This is a genomic window from Emticicia sp. W12TSBA100-4, from assembly GCF_040253585.1.
Classification (GTDB): Bacteria; Bacteroidota; Bacteroidia; order Cytophagales; family Spirosomataceae; genus Emticicia.
This window is the reverse complement of the sequence record NZ_JBELAU010000003.1, coordinates 24,806-43,537: the sequence shown is the minus strand read 5'-3', so window position 1 is coordinate 43,537 and position 18,732 is coordinate 24,806. Positions and strand designations below refer to the sequence as shown.

Annotated in this window: 15 protein-coding genes; 6 read left to right on the top strand and 9 right to left on the bottom strand. The window is 35.7% G+C overall.

Features of this window, described 5'->3' with window-relative positions; all coding sequences use genetic code 11:
• Positions 1–5 precede the first annotated feature (5 nt).
• The 4 genes from ABR854_RS04230 to trpS all read right to left on the bottom strand — a co-directional run bounded on the left by ABR854_RS04230 (position 6) and on the right by trpS (position 2,698).
• Positions 6–641 (bottom strand): ABC transporter ATP-binding protein, encoded by a 636-nt coding sequence (locus ABR854_RS04230; RefSeq protein WP_350264115.1) that lies wholly within the window; start codon positions 639–641, stop codon positions 6–8.
• 69 nt (positions 642–710) lie between these two features.
• Positions 711–1,136, bottom strand: coding sequence for a DUF2147 domain-containing protein (locus ABR854_RS04225; RefSeq protein ID WP_350264114.1), 426 nt, complete (start codon positions 1,134–1,136; stop codon positions 711–713).
• A gap of 10 nt (positions 1,137–1,146) precedes the next feature.
• Positions 1,147–1,722: a phosphatase PAP2 family protein gene (locus ABR854_RS04220; RefSeq protein WP_350264113.1), complete on the bottom strand. Its 576-nt coding sequence runs from the start codon at positions 1,720–1,722 to the stop codon at positions 1,147–1,149.
• A gap of 1 nt (position 1,723) precedes the next feature.
• Positions 1,724–2,698, bottom strand: coding sequence for a tryptophan--tRNA ligase (gene trpS, locus ABR854_RS04215; protein ID WP_350264112.1), 975 nt, complete (start codon positions 2,696–2,698; stop codon positions 1,724–1,726).
• 58 nt (positions 2,699–2,756) lie between these two features.
• Here trpS and ABR854_RS04210 point away from each other — a divergent pair, with 58 nt between their 5' ends.
• The 3 genes from ABR854_RS04210 to ABR854_RS04200 are packed head-to-tail and all read left to right on the top strand — an operon-like array spanning position 2,757 to position 6,685.
• Complete coding sequence (locus ABR854_RS04210) at positions 2,757–3,428, top strand: DUF2461 domain-containing protein (protein ID WP_350264111.1); 672 nt, start codon at positions 2,757–2,759, stop codon at positions 3,426–3,428.
• A 46-nt stretch (positions 3,429–3,474) separates the two neighbouring features.
• Complete coding sequence (locus ABR854_RS04205; protein WP_350264110.1) at positions 3,475–5,088, top strand: DUF1800 domain-containing protein; 1,614 nt, start codon at positions 3,475–3,477, stop codon at positions 5,086–5,088.
• Between the two features lie 43 nt (positions 5,089–5,131).
• On the top strand, positions 5,132–6,685 hold the full coding sequence (locus ABR854_RS04200; protein ID WP_350264109.1) for a DUF1501 domain-containing protein: 1,554 nt from the start codon (positions 5,132–5,134) through the stop codon (positions 6,683–6,685).
• Between the two features lie 152 nt (positions 6,686–6,837).
• Here ABR854_RS04200 and ABR854_RS04195 read toward each other — a convergent pair whose 3' ends face one another.
• The 5 genes from ABR854_RS04195 to ABR854_RS04175 form a co-directional block, all read right to left on the bottom strand.
• Complete coding sequence (locus tag ABR854_RS04195) at positions 6,838–8,067, bottom strand: aspartate aminotransferase family protein (RefSeq protein ID WP_350264108.1); 1,230 nt, start codon at positions 8,065–8,067, stop codon at positions 6,838–6,840.
• Positions 8,068–8,338: 271 nt separating this feature from the next.
• Positions 8,339–9,076, bottom strand: coding sequence for a LytR/AlgR family response regulator transcription factor (locus tag ABR854_RS04190; protein WP_350264107.1), 738 nt, complete (start codon positions 9,074–9,076; stop codon positions 8,339–8,341).
• 125 nt (positions 9,077–9,201) lie between these two features.
• Entirely contained in the window at positions 9,202–10,218 is a 1,017-nt protein-coding gene (locus tag ABR854_RS04185; protein ID WP_350264106.1) for a sensor histidine kinase, read from the bottom strand.
• A gap of 166 nt (positions 10,219–10,384) precedes the next feature.
• Positions 10,385–11,722 (bottom strand): MFS transporter, encoded by a 1,338-nt coding sequence (locus tag ABR854_RS04180; protein ID WP_350264105.1) that lies wholly within the window; start codon positions 11,720–11,722, stop codon positions 10,385–10,387.
• A 38-nt stretch (positions 11,723–11,760) separates the two neighbouring features.
• Positions 11,761–13,590, bottom strand: a complete 1,830-nt coding sequence (locus ABR854_RS04175; protein WP_350264104.1) for an alpha-amylase family protein — start codon at positions 13,588–13,590, stop codon at positions 11,761–11,763.
• A gap of 108 nt (positions 13,591–13,698) precedes the next feature.
• On the opposite strand from ABR854_RS04175, the gene ABR854_RS04170 reads away from it, so the two are divergent.
• From ABR854_RS04170 to ABR854_RS04160, 3 genes are all read left to right on the top strand, one after another.
• Entirely contained in the window at positions 13,699–15,570 is a 1,872-nt protein-coding gene (locus tag ABR854_RS04170) for a glycoside hydrolase family 13 protein (RefSeq protein ID WP_350264103.1), read from the top strand.
• A gap of 75 nt (positions 15,571–15,645) precedes the next feature.
• Positions 15,646–16,296 (top strand): beta-phosphoglucomutase, encoded by a 651-nt coding sequence (gene pgmB, locus ABR854_RS04165; RefSeq protein WP_350264102.1) that lies wholly within the window; start codon positions 15,646–15,648, stop codon positions 16,294–16,296.
• Positions 16,297–16,375: 79 nt separating this feature from the next.
• Positions 16,376–18,700, top strand: a complete 2,325-nt coding sequence (locus ABR854_RS04160) for a family 65 glycosyl hydrolase domain-containing protein (protein ID WP_350264101.1) — start codon at positions 16,376–16,378, stop codon at positions 18,698–18,700.
• Positions 18,701–18,732 lie beyond the last annotated feature (32 nt).

Genomic DNA, 18,732 nt, shown 5'->3' with positions numbered 1-18,732 from the left:
CAGAGTTAAGCAAAATTAAGCGTTCGATTTTCAACTAAAAGTGTTTTCGTGGCAATTCCACTATCAAAACCCAATGGTTGATGCGATGAAATCAAGAAACTGACACCATCTTCCACAAATTTCTTTTCAATCCATTTATACAAAATCTTTAGCGAATAGGTGTCGAGCGTGATTAAAGGTTCGTCCAGCAGAATCAATTGGGGTTTCCCAAGAAAAGCCAAAACTATTGATAATTTCTTGAGCATTCCACTTGAATACGCTCCTACTGGTTCATTGATGTAGGTTTGCATTTTCATATCATTCAAATAAAATTCGCTTTGCGAAGGAGGTGCATTTTTGGCTTCCGAAAAAAGATTGATTAAATCTTTGCCAGTTAGAAATTCTGGAAAAAGAGGCTCAGCTTCGGCGAAATTGACCATTTTTCTAAACTCAACTGTTTGTTTTTGCGAATTTAGGCTTTTATTTAGCTCAATATTTCCATCAAAATCAATAATACCAGCAATAGACTTAAAAAGTGTACTTTTACCAGAACCATTCTCTCCTTTGACCCAATAAATGCCAGATTCAAGAGTTAAATCATTAATATTTAGCACTTCAACTGCCCCAAAGGCTTTTCGATAATTAGTGAAGGATAATTGCATACAACAAAAAAGCGAAGATTTATTTCTTCAAAAATAAATCTTCGCTTCAAGAACTTTATATAAAATGTGTTAATCGGCTTTTGTAAACTTTGAAGTGCGACCAATTATCGAAATTCCGATAAATCCACGTACATCCAGTTGAGTTGGACTAACCAATGTCATTTTACAAGAATATGTTTTGCCATTTTTGGGGTCATAAACTTCACCGTCCTGCCAAGTCCCTTTGCCAGTAGCCTTAAAGTTCTTTAGGTTCATCAATCCCAAAATCGGGCGAGTTTTAAGTTTAGCATCTGGATTTTCCTTATCCATTCTTGGCTTGCCATTTTCGTTTGGTTCTTTTAACCAAACAATTTTACCATTGATTTTATCTCCTTGCTTGAAAAACTGTATTTTTCCAGTTTTTTCTTCATTATACCAAGTGCCTTGCGTGATGTCTTGTGCATACGAAAAAGCAGAAAAAAGCAAGAATGTAATAATTGAAAGTGTTTTTTTCATAAGATTAGGTTTAGATTACTGAATTTTTATGTTTAAAAAGTGTAATTATTGGATAAAGGGCAAACGGAATCAAGAAACCGATTAGTCCGCCGACTAAAATATCGGTCGGAAAGTGAACGCCCACATAAATACGACTATATGATACAATTATTGCCCAAATCGACAAAAAAAGCAACATTTTAGTTTCAATTTTATGAGTTTTAAACAAAATAAAAAGTGCTGCAACCAAAGCAAAACAATTGGAAGCATGGCTCGAAGCAAAACCATATTGTCCGCCGCAATTACCAACCACATGCACAATGTGCTGAATCATCGGGTCATGGCATGGCCTCAAACGTTGAAAATAAGGTTTCATTAATCCAGACGTAATTCTATCTGCTAACCCTACCGAAATCAGCACAAAGAGAAGACTTCTTACAAAATCAAAACGGATATTTTTATACAAGAAATAGATAATGTAAAGATAAAGTGGAATCCACGTAAAGCGATATGTCACCCAAAACATAACAGTATCCCAAAATGGTGAATGAAAGCTATTAAGCCACAAAAACCACTCATATTCAGCGTATTTGATAGTTTCAATCATCTTATAAATAACCTAAAACACCTCTTACATCATTGATTGTTTTTTCGGCAATTTCACGAGCTTTGGCTTCACCATGTTTTAATTTTGATTCTAAAGCATCATTATTTTCCATGTAATAATTAAAAATCTCTCTTTCTTTTTCAAATTTCTTCCACAAAACTTCAAATAAAGCCTGTTTTGCATGCCCATAGCCGAAGCCACCTGCCAAATATTTTTGACGCATATCTTCAATTTCGTGGGGTTCGGCAACCAACGAAAATAACTTAAACGTTACATCCGTATCAGGATTCTTTGGTTCTTCGAGTGGCGTACTATCAGAAATTATTGACTTTATTGCTTTCAACAAAGGTTTTTCAGCCAAGAAAATATTGATGAAATTATTGTATGATTTACTCATTTTCGTGCCATCAGTCCCAGGAATCACCATAACTGTTTCATCAATCAATGGTTCAGGTAATGTCAGAACTTCTCCATAAGTACGATTAAAAATAGCGGCAATATCTTTCGACATTTCGAGATGTTGGCGTTGGTCCTTGCCGACTGGAACAAAATTAGCTCCATAAAGCACTATATCGGCCGCTTGCAAAACTGGATAGGTGAAAAGTCCAGCGTTTACATCAGAAAGCCTGTCTGATTTATCTTTGAACGAGTGAGCATTTGCCAACATAGGATATGGCGTTTGACAATTCAAATACCACATCAATTCAGTATGATAACCAGCCAAACGAGATTGACGATAAAAAAAGTTTTTTTCGGCATCGAAACCACAAGCCAGCCATGCTGCAGCTACTGCTTTGGTGTTTTCTTGCATCACGTTTGCATCTTTGATGGTAGTCATTGAGTGCAGATCTGCGATAAATAAAAAAGATTCGTTCTGTGAATTTTGAGATAACTTTATTGCAGGCAAAATCGCTCCTAAAATATTTCCGAGATGTGGTACACCACTTGCTTGTATGCCTGTTAAAATTCTTGCCATAATTTCTGAATAATGATAAAAATAATGTAATTTTCCACAAAAATAGACAAAAATATCAATGCTTAGCCATCATTCACTCCAATTTTTAAGAAACTTAGAACAAAATAATAATCGAGAATGGTTTCATGCAAATCGCAAAGATTATGACCAAACAAAAGAAGAATTTGAGGGTTTCTGCCAAGAAATTTTGACTGGAATTGCTCAGTTTCAAGAAAATTTACTCAATACGACTGTCAAAAGTTGCATTTTACGCATCAATCGAGATATTCGGTTTTCTGCGGATAAGTCTCCATATAAAAAATACTTGGCAGCAGGCTTTGGCCCAGGCGGAAAGAGTTCTGGAAAAGTTGATTTCTATTTACACATCCAACCCAACGGAGAATCATTTCTGGGTGGTGGAATGTGGGCTGCAACATCCGCTCAATTAGCAAGTTTCAGACAGGAAATTGATTATAGCCCACATATCCTTAAAGGCATCATCGAAGATGATATTTTCAAGCATTATTTCAACGAAATTCACGGAGAAAAAGTAAAGAAAATGCCCAAAGGTTATGCCATCGATCATCCAGAAATTGAGTTATTGAAATACAAACAACTTTTCTTTGTCCATAAGTATTCTGATGATGAATTATTGACTAAAAACTTTGCAGCAGAAGTCATAAATGGCTGCCAAATACTAAAACCATATCTTGACTATATAAATAACTTATTTTACGGAGAAGAAAATTAAACCTTTTTCAATAAGTGTTGTCAATAGTAAAAACCTAATCTAAATTATGAGTCAACATTACTCTCCAACGGCTATTCAAGGCGGCATTGACGAGTATAAGGGTGAATGGAAAACCACTCAAATAAGTCATTTGTTAAAACGTACAATGTTTGGTGCAAGTCCTGATGACATTGCCTACTTTCAGAAAAAGACAATAAAGCAGAGTATTGATGAACTTTTGGCATCCCTACCCGACCCCGAACCACCCTTAAATTTTTATGAAACTGCCGATTATAAAGATCCACAAGGTATCAAATTTGGTGAAACTTGGATAAAAGCCATTTATGGCGATGGCACAGTAAATTCAAGGCGAAGAGCATCATTCAAATACTGGTGGGTGATGCAAATGGCCAACCAAAAGCGAAACATCCATGAAAAAATGGTTTTATTTTGGCACAATCATTTTGCTACCGAAATCAATGAATTTAACGATGCTCGATTTGCATATCTACACAATACAGTACTCCGAAAATATGCACTGGGGAATTTCAAAGAGTTTGTAAAGCAAATAACGCTCGACCCCGCCATGCTTCGCTATTTGAATGGCCGATTGAATACTAAAAATGCTCCAGATGAAAATTATGCCCGTGAGTTGCAGGAGCTTTTTACAGTAGGAAAAGGAAGTGGCTCAAAATATACAGAAGATGACGTAAAAGCTGCAGCAAGAGTGCTTACGGGTATTGGTATTAACAACGACCGAATGGTCTATAATTTTAATGTAGCAAACCACGACATAACTGATAAAAAATTCTCGTCTTTCTACAATAATACTGTCATAAAAGGCATAAATAATGCAACTGGCATACAAGAATTAGATGAGATGCTTACTATGATTTTTGCGGTCGAAGAAGTCAGTAAATTTATATGCAGAAAATTTTATCAGTTTTTTGTATATTATGACATTACTCCTGCTGTTGAAAAAGACATCATTGAGCCGTTAGCAAAAATCTTTAGAGATAGTAAATACGAGATTAAACCTGTCATTGAAAAACTACTTAAGAGTCAACATTTCTTTGATGCAAACGTATATGGTGCCATGATAAAAAGTCCATTGGATTTGGTTGTAGGCACACTAAGAGAATTTAGTGTTGTCTTTCCTTCTCCAAAAGATTACTTGCAAGAATATTATAATTTATTCGGAGAAATGGTTCGTCAAGGGCAAATTATGCAACAAGATATCGGCGACCCACCTAATGTTGCGGGTTGGCCAGCATATTATCAAGAACCCATGTTTTATGAAATTTGGATAAATTCGGATACTTATCCAAAACGAAACCAATTTACCGACACATTTATCAATTCGGGTTTCACTAAAAATGGTAGACGTATTCAGCTTGATGTGGTTGCTTTTGCAAAAAAAATGCCTGTGCCTAACGACCCAAATAAGCTTATTAGCGAATCTTTGAATATTTTGTATAAAATCCCAGTTAGTGACGAACTTGTTCAACAAGTCAAGAAAGATATTCTTTTAAGTGGGCAATCGAGTGATTATTATTGGACAGAACTGTGGGATGCCATGATTAGTAAACCCAACGATACCAATACACTGAATATGGTAACAACTCGACTCCGAAATCTATTCAAATATCTTTTGGCTCTACCTGAATATCAGTTAAGTTGACAATCTAGCAAACAAAACACCATTTTAAAATTATTGGGATTCTATGAAACGGAGAGATTTTATACAAAATACTTTTGCAGGTGTTGTAATCCCTGCTCTACTTAATGGTGTTTCTTTCAAAGCCTTTGGAAACGTAGATGAAAATGCCATTGGTGATGAAAACGTATTGGTCGTTGTTCAACTTTCGGGTGGAAATGATGGTCTGAACACTGTTATTCCAATTGATAAATATAGTCTTTATCAAAACGCCAGAACGAATATTGCTATTCCTAAAGAAAAGCTTCTATTGATTCCTCAGACAGATACGCTCGGTTTGAATCCAGCAATGACGTCATTCCAAACTATGTTTAAGGAAGGCAAAGCAGCATTGATTCAGAGTGCGGGCTATCCAAACCCTAATTTCTCACATTTCAGAGCAACCGATATTTGGAATTCGGCTTCTGACTCGAATGTTTTTGTAAATAATGGTTGGGCAGGAAGATATTTGGCCATTGAAAACCCCAATTATCCGATTGGATACCCAAGTACCAAATATCCTGACCCGTTGGCAATTCAGATTGGTTCGGTTGTAAATACTGCACTTCAAGGGCCAGTGCAATCAATGGGAATGGCCATTTCAAACCCAGCGAGTTTTTATAATTTAATCTCGAATAAAGTAGAAACAACTCCCAATACATTGGCGGGCAAAGAGTTAAAGTTTTTGCGAGAAGTAGCCAATCAGACCAATCTTTATGCAAATTCAATAAAAGCAGCGGCAGCGAAAGTAACTAAACAAGCAACCTACCCAAATACAAGTTTGGCGAACCAATTAAAGATTGTCGCTCAATTGATTGCAGGCGGTCTGAAAACCAAAGTTTACTATGTAAGTATCGGTGGTTTTGACACACATAGCAATCAAGTAAATACGAGTGATACGACCACTGGCACACACGCCAATCTTTGGAAAACGGTGAGCGATGCCATCAAAGCATTTTCAGATGATATTACTACTCTTGGCGTATCGAAAAAAGTATTAGGAGTAACATATTCTGAGTTTGGTCGCCGAGTGAAATCGAATGCCAGTGGTGGAACCGACCACGGTGCAGCGGCTCCGATGTTTATGTTTGGCGATTTGGTAAACCCAGTTGTACTCGGAAAATCACCAGATATTGCTGCCTCTCCAAATACCAACGATAATCTTACGATGCAATATGATTTTCGTTCGGTTTATGCATCTATTCTTACTCAATGGTTTTGTCTCGACCAAGCTTATGTTGATGATGTTTTGCTCAAAGACTTTCAGCCTCTACCACTTGTACAAGTACAAGCTTGTGGCAAAATTACAGCTAATGAGCCAAGTATAGTAAGCGAAGAACTAATCAGTAATTATCCAAACCCTTTTGCAGATTCAACAACATTGACCTTTCAGACTAAAGGTGGTCATACAATGATTCAGATTTTCGATAATGTTGGCCGTGTTATAGCGATGCCAGTTGATGGCGATTTTGAGCCTGGAAGTCACGAAGTGTTTGTTGATACAAGAGATTTTAATAGCGGAATGTATTTCGTTCGCTTACAAAACGGAGAAATTCAGCAGGTACGAAGAATGGTCAAATAATATTGTAGAGACGTTGCAGTGCAACGTCTCTTTTTTTTGTTTTTTTATAACATCAAGTCCCTTTTCAATACTAAATGATGTCACCCTGCAACGTCTCTTTTTTTACAATTTTATAACTTCTCGTTACCAACAGAAGTTGCATTGCAACGTATCTACAAACAACTCAAAATTACCTCACAAGCAAACCTAATCTGTTCTTCGGTAATGATTAAAGGCGGTGCTATTCGCATCGAATTATCGCAGTATAAAAACCAATCTGTAATTACGCCTTTTTCGATAGCTTGGTCGATGATTGGCTTCAACACTTCAAAACTTTCAAATTCTACGGCCAACATTAAACCTTTTCCTCTTACTTCTTTTATTTTTTCATGAACCAATAGTTTTTTGAATAACTGAGATTTTTGTTCAATCAAATTACATTCAATTGAACGACAACTTGATTGAATACAGCCAAACTTACAATTTTTGGGGTTATATAACATATTTTCCTCAAAAATTGCATTTAAAGTTGCCAATGATGCTGCACAACTTACAGGATGTCCACCAAAAGTTGTGATATGCCCCAAGATTGGATTATCTTTTAAAACTCCCATTATTTCATGCGATGCGATAAATGCACCAATTGGCATTCCACCGCCCATGCCTTTAGCACAAAGCAAAATATCAGGCTTAACATCAAAATATTCAAACGCCCAAAACTTTCCAGTTCGGCCAAAACCAGACTGTATCTCATCAAAAACTAATAAAGCACCAACTTCATCACAGCGTTTGCGGAGAGCCTGTAAATATTCATAGTTTGCCTCCTGTACGCCTGATTCACCACCAATTGGTTCAAAGAATACAGCGGCAGTGCGATTAGTTATTTTTTCTAAATCGGCAAAATTGTTTCTTTCAATTTTATCAATTGAAGAAAGGAGCGGGCGAAAATTACGTTTGAAATGCTCATCTCCCAACGATAATGCACCTTGAGTTGAGCCATGATAAGCTTTTGTGCAGGCAACAATATTAGTTCGTCGAGTAAATCGTTTGGCTAATTTCATTGCCCCTTCAACGGCTTCTGTACCAGAATTTGTGAAATAGACATTATTCAGCCCCGTACCAAGCAATGTTTTGCAGATTGCTTCCGCCAAATTTACTTGTGGAGTTTGTACATATTCACCATAAACCATTAAGTGCATATAGCTATCCACTTGATTTTTAATGGCCTCAACTACTTTTGGGTGTCGATGTCCAACGTTACTAACGGCAATTCCTGAGATTAAATCAATGTACTTTTTTGTTTCACTGTATAAATAAATACCTTCTGCTTTCTGGATTTCAAGAGCAAGCGGAAAATCGGAGGTTTGAGCAACATTTTGAAGAAAAAGTTGTCGAGTTGTCATAAGGTTTATTCTAATTTTCTTACAAATTTGGCATAAAAAAAACTCGCATGCAAAGCCCACGAGTTTTAAGTACTAACCTATTATTTATGAGTCGTTAATTACTCCGAAACTAAAATGCACGCTCAATCAATCTCCACATCCAACAACTTACTAATTTTAAAAGCAGCATTACTGCTTTTTTTCTTGATTAATAATCTATAACACGAAAATAATAGATAATTTGTAAGCCACAACACACATGAGACAAAATGCCCAATTCTTGCGACTACCATTATTTACTGCCTATTCTTCGTAATAATTCATCAGAAAACTGTTCACTCACGGGTATTAGATGAGTACCAATACTAATTTTTAAGTTTCTAATTGATTCTATTTTATTCAAAGAAACAATGTATGATTTATGTACTCGCATGAATGGCATTGTTGCAAATTTCTCTTCAATACTCTTCATTGTCATGCGTGTAATGATTGGTCGAGGCTGTGTACTTATATAAATTTTTATATAATCTTTCAAACCTTCGATATATAAAATATCAGCAAACTTTACTTTTACTAACGAATATTCTGCATTTACAAAAAAGTGTTCTTCCTGTAAAACCTTTGGAGTTTGGGCATTTTCTTTTAATAAAAACAGTTCATTTGCCCGATTACATGCCTTTAAAAAACGCTCGAAAGAAACAGGTTTTAGCAGGTAGTCAATCACATTCAAGTCAAATCCTTCGAGTGCAAATTGGTCATAGGCAGTAATAAAAATTACCATAGGATTTGAAACCATACTCTTCACAAACTGTACACCTGTAATACCAGGCATTTGAATATCCAGAAAAATCAAATCTATATTTCGATTTTCTGCCTTTTCTTTTTGGATGAGTTCAATTGCTTCAAAAGCATTCTTACATCTACCGACAAATTCGAGATAAGGCACTTGAGTAATATTATCTTCCAATAAATCAAGTGCTAAGGGTTCATCATCAACCGCAATACAACGCATATATTTTAAAAGCGACACCGCTCGTTTTGATTAATAATAGGTTTTGAATTCTAAAAATCTTTAAACCTTAAAAAAGCAACTTTCATCTTCGAAAGTGTAAAGATTCATAAAAATATAATACTTTTTATCTTTAGTAACGCAATCTATTTGAAATTTAGTTTCAGATTAGTGGTATAAAGATTTTCAGATTCACTTACATCGAGTACATATTTATTTGGATAAAGCAACTCTAATCGACGTTTAACGTTATTCAGGCCAATACCTGATGCTCCATCTTTCACTTCTTTGCTATCGCTACTAAACTTATTGGTAACTTTAAAACGAAGCTCTTCAGTATTGGTTTCTAACTCTATCTTAATGAAAGGATTCTCAATTAGACCGACTCCATGTTTGAAGGCATTTTCAACAAATGGAATTAGTAACATAGGCTCAATACTTTTGCTCGAATCTGAAGCATTCACATCAAAATCTATCTTAACATAATCGCCAAATCTTACTTTTTGTAGGTCAATATAATTTGATAGATATTTTACTTCATTTTCGAGTGAAATACGTTTATCATCTTTTTCGTAGAGCATGTACCGTAACAAATCTGCCATTTTTAATAAAACAGGTTCGACTAAGTTTGATTTCTTTCGATTTAACGAAACCAAACTATTCATCAGATTGAACATAAAATGCGGTGAAATCTGAGAACGTAAAAATGATAGTTCCGATTTTAAGCGTTCATTTTCATTTTCACGTTGAATTTCCTGTTGTTTTTGGTAGTCTGAAAAAAAACAGTAAGATGCACTAATTCCAAAGACATACAAGTACTGAATGAAAGCATTTACATAAAACAAGCTTTTGTTGATGTCGTTTCCGACAAAAGTAATTCTCACAAAAAAACGTCCCCAAAGTAAAACTAAAATTACAGCAATCAGACTTAAAAAATAACGAATTGGCTGTTTTTTGTATATTTTTGGAAACAAAACCTCTGAATTTATATAAAACAAAATAATTGACGTGATAGAAACGTACAACCAATAAGTTGTATTAGTATATGGATTTACTCGGCTTCTTGTTGAATCATTTTGAAAAGCATTGAGTAAAGGTAATGCAGTATATCCTATCCACATAATAATGTGTAAGAATATATAAAGAAATCGGTTTTTAAACATTGTTGTTAATATAGAGTAAGGTAAGTTAGTAAGTGTTCAGTACAATTATAAAAAATATTGACAAAAGTCATATTTTTATAAGATAAACCATTTGGAAGTTGAGACTTAGTAAGGCTATTAAGCGACAAAAGCCATCGAAAACGAAGGCTTTTGTAAATTTTTAAAATTATTCATTTTTATCTTCAACAAACCTGACGCTTAGAGCTGCTAAAAGAAAGCAGACACCTCCTCCGACTACCGCAAAAATAGCTTGATTATTATAGAAATTCTTGACAATTGGCCCACCAATAATTCCATTGATGATTTGTGGAATGGTTATGAAGAAATTGAAAATACCCATATAGATCCCCATTTTCTTGGCAGGAATTGAACCTGCCAGAATAGCATAAGGCATTGCCAAAATACTCGCCCAAGCAAAACCAACGCCTACCATTGGTAAAACTAACCAGTGGTAATCACTTATAAAATAGATTGAAATCAAGCTTAAACCACCAATAATCAGGGAATAAGCGTGTGTGTTTTTACGGCCATATTTTGCAGCCATTTTAGGTAAAAAGAAAGCGTAAACTGCCGAAACAGCATTATAAACACCAAAAATGACTCCAACCCAGTTTCCTGCATCATTATACTTTTCGGAGCTTGAATCGTTTACAGGTAAATCATAAATGTGTTGAGCAATGGCAGGAGTCATAAAAACCCACATTGAAAACAGACCAAACCAAGAAAAAAACTGAACCAAACCGAGTTGCTTCATTGTCGTGGGCATATTACCAAAATCTTTGAAAATATCGAAGAAGCTACCTTTTTCGGTTTCATTCTCCTCTTCTCCCTCAAACTCCGCTTGTTCTTTTGGTGAATATTCAGGCGTTTTTATGATTGTCCATATAATGCAAGAAAGTAACGAAACTGCACCAATAATGAAAGATAACACCAAACTGAAAGGTATTTGACCAGCTTCGGCTGTTTTTTCAAAGCCAAACCATTCGGTTAATACATAAGGCAACCACGAACCAACAACCGCACCGATTCCGATTAAAACTGTCTGAATCGAAAACCCGAGTGTTTGTTGTGAGGCATTCAATTTATCGGCAACCAATGCTCTGAATGGCTCCATTGCTACATTAAACGAAGCATCCATTATCATTAGAAAACCTGCACCAACCCACAACGCAGGCAAAATACTGACGAACATATCGGCATTAGGCATAAGAATCAGACCAATTGATGCCAAAATTGCACCTGTCAAGAAAAATGGTCTTCGGCGTCCCAGCTTTGTCCAAGTTTTATCGCTGTAATGACCAATGATTGGCTGAATAACCATACCCGTAAAAGGTGCCACCAACCAAAACCAAGAGAGATGCTCGACATCAGCCCCGAAAGATTGTAATATTCGACTCGCATTGGCATTTTGAAGGGCAAAACCCATCTGGATTCCTAAGAATCCGATACTCATATTCCAGATTTGCCAAAAACTTAAGAGTGGCTTACTTTTTTTAGACGTCATTTTGATAAGTTATAGGTTAAAGTTGAATATATTTTCGTTTATCGAATTTCTAAAATCGTCACACTATTAGGAGGTAGTATCAATCTTATCGCTTCTTTGGTTGAAATTGATTTCGTTTGCTGATTTATTTCCGTTGAACTCATACTTTTCTCAAAAACCTCCTTTAATGAATAACTCACAGGTTCATTGATATTAATTTTCATCATTTCCCATGCTCCTTGGGGAATAAAAACTCCTGTGTCGTATGATTTTTCCAAGTCAAAGTTGCAAATAAACAATAATTTTTGATTTTCTGTAAATCTCAAATAGCTATATATTTTTTGGTCATTGTAATTTACGGTTTGTCCATTGCCGTTTACATATTGTAAATCGTAGAATTTCCCATCTTTTACAGCCTCATTTTCATTAGTAAACTTCAAGATTTCGGCATAAATCTTTCGGAGAGATTTTTGTTCTTGCGAAAGTTTTCCACCGTCGTATTGATGATTATTTACCCAATTCTGAAACTCAGGTACTCCCCAGTAATCGAACATCGTTGTGCGACCATCTTCTCCGCTGAATCCTTCAGCCACAGTTGGCTTTACGCCCACTTCTTGCCCGAAATAAAGCATCACAGGCCCAGTGTGTAGTGCAGCACTCACAACCATCGAAGGAATAGCCTTGTAAGGGTCATTTGCAAAGTATTTTGAAGCAATACGCTGCTCGTCATGATTTTCTAAGAAACGGAGCATTCGGTTTGAGAAATCGCCCGATTCGTTTTGCCAAACACGAGTAATATCATTGGCATTACCGTGTCCTTCCATCAATCTGCGAAGTGCATCATAAAGCCCCACTTTATCGTACAAATAGTCGAATTTCCCTTCAAAAAGATATTGCTTATAAGTCTGCGGATTATAAATTTCAGCAATAAAAATTACTTCTGGATTCACTTTCTTAATTTCTGGAATTACCCAACCCCAAAATTCAAAAGGTACCATTTCTGCCATATCACATCTGAAACCATCGACACCTTTTTTAGTCCAATATGTCAAAATATCACGCATTTTTAGCCAAGTACTCGGAATCGGCTCGAAATTCTTGCTGCGATTATTGAGATAATCTACGCCATAATTTAGTTTTACTGTCTCAAACCAATCATTGATACTCGGTTTTGCTGAAAAAACATCATTACCAGTAGCTTTGGCAGGAATTTCGGTATAATTCTCTTTTGGTACAACAGGAGGATTTACCTCACTTGGCACCACAAACATTTGGTCTTTGATGTAGTAGAAATTATTATTTAGGTCGAACGTTTTGGTTTTATCATCTTCTTCGCCAAAATCTTTAATTCCTTTTGGTTTTTTGTCAGAATGATAACTTCTTGCCACGTGGTTCGGTACACAATCAATGATTACTTTCAGGCCATTCGTGTGGCTACGTTTCACCAAAGCCTCAAATTCTTTCATTCGATTTTTCACGTCAACTGCCAAATCGGGGTCAACATCATAATAATCTTTGATGGCATAAGGCGAACCAGCAATTCCTTTCACAACTAATGGATTATCTTGCGGAATGCCCGACTTTGAATAATCAGTCATGGTTGCATGCTCAATCACTCCCGTAAACCAAACATGTGAAACGCCAAACTTTTTGAGTTCTTGTAGAGCTTTATCGTTAATATCATTAAATTTCCCGCATCCATTTTCCTCAATTGAGCCATAAAATTTATTGGTAGTTTTAAGGTTACCGAAAAGGCGGGTGTAAATTTGGTAAACTACTAATTTGTCAGTTTTAGGTAAGTTAGATTTTTCTTTGGTCATTTCTGTTGATTTTTGAGCTACTGCAAAATGGCTTATTGCCAAAAAGACAATCGCAATTATTCTATTCATTTTATGTAAGGTTAAAGTTAGTTTCAAATCTAAACAGGATTTTTTTATGAAAAAATAGTTTGTTTGTGTTATTTTGCCATTGAAACGAATACTTTAACACTTATGAAAATGACAAAACGCTTACTCCTTCTTGTTTTTGTACAATTAGGACTTGCAACCTATTGTTTTGCCCAAAAGCCTGATATTCAGAGAATTAACCCAACTAACTGGTGGGTTGGCATGAAAAATTCCAACCTGCAAATATTGGTTTATGGCAAAAACATTGGTACTGCAAAAGTTAGTTTGAAACCCTACAATGGCGTAAAACTAAAAAAAACACAAACCGTTGAAAACCCAAATTACATTTTTGTTGATTTGGATATTTCAAAATTAGCGAAAGCTGGCAATCTTCAATTGGTTTTCTCTAATGGTTCGGAATCTTCTACCGTAAATTACAAATTACACACTCGTACTGCCAAACCTCAAGCTGTTACCCAAGCCGATGTTGTCTATTTATTGATGCCCGATCGTTTTGCCAATGGCGATGAATCGAACGATAAATTCGATGATATGTTTGATGTACAAGCCGACCGAAAAAGTCCATGGTTGCGTCATGGTGGAGATTTACAAGGTATCACTGAGCATCTCGATTACTTTAATGAACTGGGTGTAACCGCCCTTTGGTTAACACCAATTATCGAAAATAATACCCACCAAAGTAATGAAGGCGGCACAATGCGTAGCTCGTATCATGGCTATCATTTTACTGACCACTATCAAATTGACCGTCGTTTTGGCGGAAATACTGCTTATCAAAAACTCATCAACGAAGCTCATAAAAAGGGCATTAAAATTGTACAAGATGCTGTTTACAATCACGTAGGCGAAGATGCTTGGTTAGTAAAAGATTTGCCATCAAAAAATTGGTTACACAATTGGGATAAATACACCAATACCTCTTACAAAGACCAACCTTTGATTGATGTGAACGGCTCTAAATATGACAAAAAAGTAACCGAAGAAGGCTGGTTTACTTCTTTTTTACCAGATTTGAATCAAAAAGAGCCTTTATTGGCAACTTATTTAATCCAACACGCACTTTGGACGATCGAATATTTTAATATTGATGCGTGGAGAATTGATACTTATATCTATAACGACATGGAGTTTATGAATCGTTGTAACAAAGCGATTCTTGACGAACACCCAAATATGTTGCTTTTTGGAGAATCGGCCGTGAATACAGTGATTAGTCAATCATATTTCACCAAAAACAATTTGAATATTCCTTTCAAATGCAATCTCCCTTCGAGTTGTGACTTTCAGGTTCAAGGAGCAATTAACACTGCTTTGAAAGAAAATTTTGGTTGGAATGAAGGCGTAAATCGCTTATACACAACACTTTCACAAGATCTCGTATACCAAAACCCAGAAAAACTTGTACCATTTGTAGAAAATCATGATACTGACCGATATTTTTCGGTAATTGGTGAAGATTTTAATAAATATAAGTTAGGTTTAACTTGGCTTTACACCGTTCGAGGTGTACCACAGATGTATTATGGTACTGAGTTTTTGATGAAAAATTTCAAAAACCCAACCGACGCCGAAGTTAGAAAAGATTTCCCTGGAGGTTTTAAAGGTGATTCAGAAAACAAATTTGTTTCCACAGGAAGAAACGCCCAAGAAAATGAAGCATTTGAGTTTAATAAGAAATTGTTGAATTATCGCAAAACTTCAGAGGCATTAACCAAAGGGAAATTTATGCAGTTTACGCCTTTTGATGGCGGAATTTATGTGTATTTCAGATATACTGATAAACAAACTGTGATGGTTGTGAGCAACACTAAAAACACAGAATCAACAGTACCAACGGCTAATTTTGCCGAAATTATTAAAGGAGCAAAATCGGCAAAAAATATCATGACTGGCGAAATACTTAGTGATATTTCAAATGTCAAAGTGCCAGCAATGACGGCGTTGATTCTGGAACTAAAGTAACACAATTTCCCAAATTGTAGAGTTAAGAAGTTAGAATTTTAAATATGAAACAATTTAGAAAATTGTTGTAAAAATATGATTAAAGGATTTTTATTCGATTTAGATGGTGTAATCGTAGAAACTGCCATATTTCATTATCAAGCATGGCGTAAAATGGCCAACGATTTAGGATTTGATATTTCGGAAGAATTTAATGAAACCCTAAAAGGCGTGAGTAGAATGGATTCATTGAATTTGATTCTCGAACACGGTAATGTAGTTTTGAAAGAAGAAGAAAAGCTTGAACTCGCAGCAAAGAAAAATGAACATTATCTGACTTTAGTAAGCAAAATGACCGCTAATGATATTTTGCCCGGTGTTCGTGATTTTTTTGCCCAAATCAAGCAAACCGATATTAAAATAGCATTGGGTTCGGTAAGTAAAAATGCCCGAATGATTCTCGAAGGTGTTGGACTTATCAATGATTTTGATGCGATTATTGACGGAACAAAAATATCAAAAGGCAAGCCCGACCCAGAAGTTTTTTTGAAAGGTGCAGCCGAATTGAATCTCTTGCCCGAAGAATGTCTCGTTTTTGAAGATGCCGTAGCAGGCGTAGAAGCAGGCAAAAATGCAGGAATGAAAGTAGTTGGTATTGGTCATGCCGAGGTTTTAACTATGGCAGATATTGTTTTTAGTGGGTTTGAAAATCTCAAACTCAATGATTTATTAAGTAAAGTTTCTTAAAAGTAATAAGGAAGCCTTCGCTCAAAGCGAAAGTCCCCAGCAAAGACTTCTTTAAATTTAATTGAAATTAAAGCCAAAAATGAAAAATTATATAACACACGATGAATGGTGCATCGTAGAAAATGGTTTCCATCCAGAGCATAATGAAATCACCGAAAGTTTGATGAGTTTGGGAAATGGCCGTATGGGCGGACGTGGAAATTTTGAAGAAAAATATTCAGGAAAAACGCTACAAGGAAATTATGTGGCTGGTGTTTGGTTTCCTGATAAAACTCGTGTAGGTTGGTGGAAAAACGGTTATCCAAATTACTTCGCAAAAGTTATCAATGCTTGCAATTGGACAGGAATTGATGTGGAAATTGAGGGCGAAAGCATTGATTTGAATAAGGCAAAAGTGCATGAATTTACTCGTACACTTGATATGCGAACTGGCGTTTTGGAGCGTATCTGTACAATAGAACTGGCGAGTGGCCAAACGCTAAAAATTCATTCTCAACGTTTTTTAAGTTTGGTTGATGATGAATCAGGCGTTATTAAATACTCAATTACGCCATTAAATTTCTTCGGTTCAGCTAAAATAAAAGTTTCACTCAATGGCGATGTTTCAAACAAAGACTCAAATCACGGAGAGAAGTTTTGGAATGAAATCTCAAAAGAAACTGGACATGGTGAAGGTTTTTTGACACTTGAAACTAAGCAATCTGCTTGGGAAACAGTGCCAACTTTTCAAGTTTGCACTGGGATGAAATTTGATGTTTATCAAGCTGGTGAAAAGGTTGATTGTCAGACTTTTCCAATTAAAAAAGAAAAGTATGTAGCTAATGAATTCAAAATCAATCTTGTTGAAGGTGAAGAAGTTTCAATAATAAAATTTGCTGCCAATCTTTCTTCTGAAAACCATTCAATTGAGGCTTTAAATGAAAAAACAAAGGCTTACGTTGAAAAAGTTGCCACGAAAGGTTTTGATACAATGCTTGCCGAACAAATAGCTGCTTGGGCAAAAAAGTGGGAAGGAAATGATATTCAAATTGAAGGCGATGTAGCCGCTCAACAAGCGATTCGTTTCAATATTTTCCAGCTGCAACAGACTTACACTGGCGAAGATGCTCGTCTAAATATTGGACCAAAAGGCTTTACTGGTGAAAAATACGGTGGAGTAACTTATTGGGATACTGAAGCTTACTGTTTACCATTTTATTTATCAACTTCTGAGCAAAAAGTTGCTCGTAATTTATTGGTATATCGTCATAATCATCTACAAAAAGCTATTGAAAATGCCGAAAAACTCGGTTTTTCGAGCGGAGCAGCTTTGTATCCGATGGTAACGATGAACGGCGAAGAATGCCATAACGAATGGGAAATTACTTTTGAAGAAATCCACCGAAATGGTGCAATTGCTTATGCAATTTTTGACTATATTCGTTACACGGGCGATTCTCAATATTTGGCAGAATACGGTTTAGAAGTTTTAACAGGAATTTCGAGATTCTGGGCTCAACGTGTAAATTGGTCTGCCGACAAAGCTAAATACGTAATGCTCGGTGTAACTGGTCCAAATGAATATGAAAACAACGTAAATAATAACTGGTACACCAATTATTTGGCAGTTTGGTGCTTGAAATATACTTTGGAGAGTTTTGAAGGCTTGAAAAAGGAAAACCAATCAAAATTTGACGAAATTATTTCAAAAACTAACCTTAATTTTTCGGCCGAAACCCAAAAATGGCAACATATTATTGACAATATGTATTTCCCATTCGATGAAGAACGTCAAGTAATTTTACAACAAGATGGATTTTTGGATAAAGAATTATTAAGAGTTGATGAAATTGCGGCTCATCGTCCAATCAATCAAAAATGGTCTTGGGATAGAATTTTGCGTTCTTGTTTCATCAAACAGGCTGATGTTTTACAAGGAATGTATTTCTTTGAAGAAGATTTTTCTTTGGATGAACTTCGACGAAATTTTGATTTCTACGAACCAATGACCGTTCACGAATCTTCGCTTTCACCTTGTGTTCATGTGATTCATGCGGCAAGATTGGGCAAAAAAGAAAAAGCCTACGAAATGTATGTTCGCACTGCTCGACTCGATTTAGATGATTATAATAATGATACTGAAGACGGCTTGCACATTACATCAATGGCAGGAACTTGGCTTTCAGTAGTGAAAGGTTTCGGTGGAATGCGAGTGAAAAATGATAAACTTTCATTCGAACCATTCTTACCAGAACAATGGCAAGGTTTTTCTTTCAGAACTGGATTCAGAGGAAATTCATTGAATATTTCAATCAAAGGAAATACGATTGAAATTGAGAATATAACTGGTGATGAAATTACGGTTTTAGTTTATGGTAAAGAAGTTATTGTTTCTGCAAAATCTTCTGCTTTAGTTAGTTATTAATTTCAGTATATTACACAAAAAAGCTGTCAAAT

Bases quoted from the DNA above. Each gene is read 5' to 3' on its own strand.
- ABR854_RS04185 (WP_350264106.1), bottom strand. From the start codon at position 10,218: ATGTTTAAAAACCGATTTCTTTATATATTCTTACACATTATTATGTGG.
- ABR854_RS04210 (WP_350264111.1), top strand. From the start codon at position 2,757: ATGCTTAGCCATCATTCACTCCAATTTTTAAGAAACTTAGAACAAAAT.
- ABR854_RS04170 (WP_350264103.1), top strand. From the start codon at position 13,699: ATGACAAAACGCTTACTCCTTCTTGTTTTTGTACAATTAGGACTTGCA.
- ABR854_RS04160 (WP_350264101.1), top strand. From the start codon at position 16,376: ATGAAAAATTATATAACACACGATGAATGGTGCATCGTAGAAAATGGT.
- pgmB (WP_350264102.1), top strand. From the start codon at position 15,646: ATGATTAAAGGATTTTTATTCGATTTAGATGGTGTAATCGTAGAAACT.
- ABR854_RS04230 (WP_350264115.1), bottom strand. From the start codon at position 641: ATGCAATTATCCTTCACTAATTATCGAAAAGCCTTTGGGGCAGTTGAA.
- ABR854_RS04180 (WP_350264105.1), bottom strand. From the start codon at position 11,722: ATGACGTCTAAAAAAAGTAAGCCACTCTTAAGTTTTTGGCAAATCTGG.
- ABR854_RS04205 (WP_350264110.1), top strand. From the start codon at position 3,475: ATGAGTCAACATTACTCTCCAACGGCTATTCAAGGCGGCATTGACGAG.
- trpS (WP_350264112.1), bottom strand. From the start codon at position 2,698: ATGGCAAGAATTTTAACAGGCATACAAGCAAGTGGTGTACCACATCTC.
- ABR854_RS04175 (WP_350264104.1), bottom strand. From the start codon at position 13,590: ATGAATAGAATAATTGCGATTGTCTTTTTGGCAATAAGCCATTTTGCA.
- ABR854_RS04225 (WP_350264114.1), bottom strand. From the start codon at position 1,136: ATGAAAAAAACACTTTCAATTATTACATTCTTGCTTTTTTCTGCTTTT.
- ABR854_RS04200 (WP_350264109.1), top strand. From the start codon at position 5,132: ATGAAACGGAGAGATTTTATACAAAATACTTTTGCAGGTGTTGTAATC.
- ABR854_RS04195 (WP_350264108.1), bottom strand. From the start codon at position 8,067: ATGACAACTCGACAACTTTTTCTTCAAAATGTTGCTCAAACCTCCGAT.
- ABR854_RS04220 (WP_350264113.1), bottom strand. From the start codon at position 1,722: ATGATTGAAACTATCAAATACGCTGAATATGAGTGGTTTTTGTGGCTT.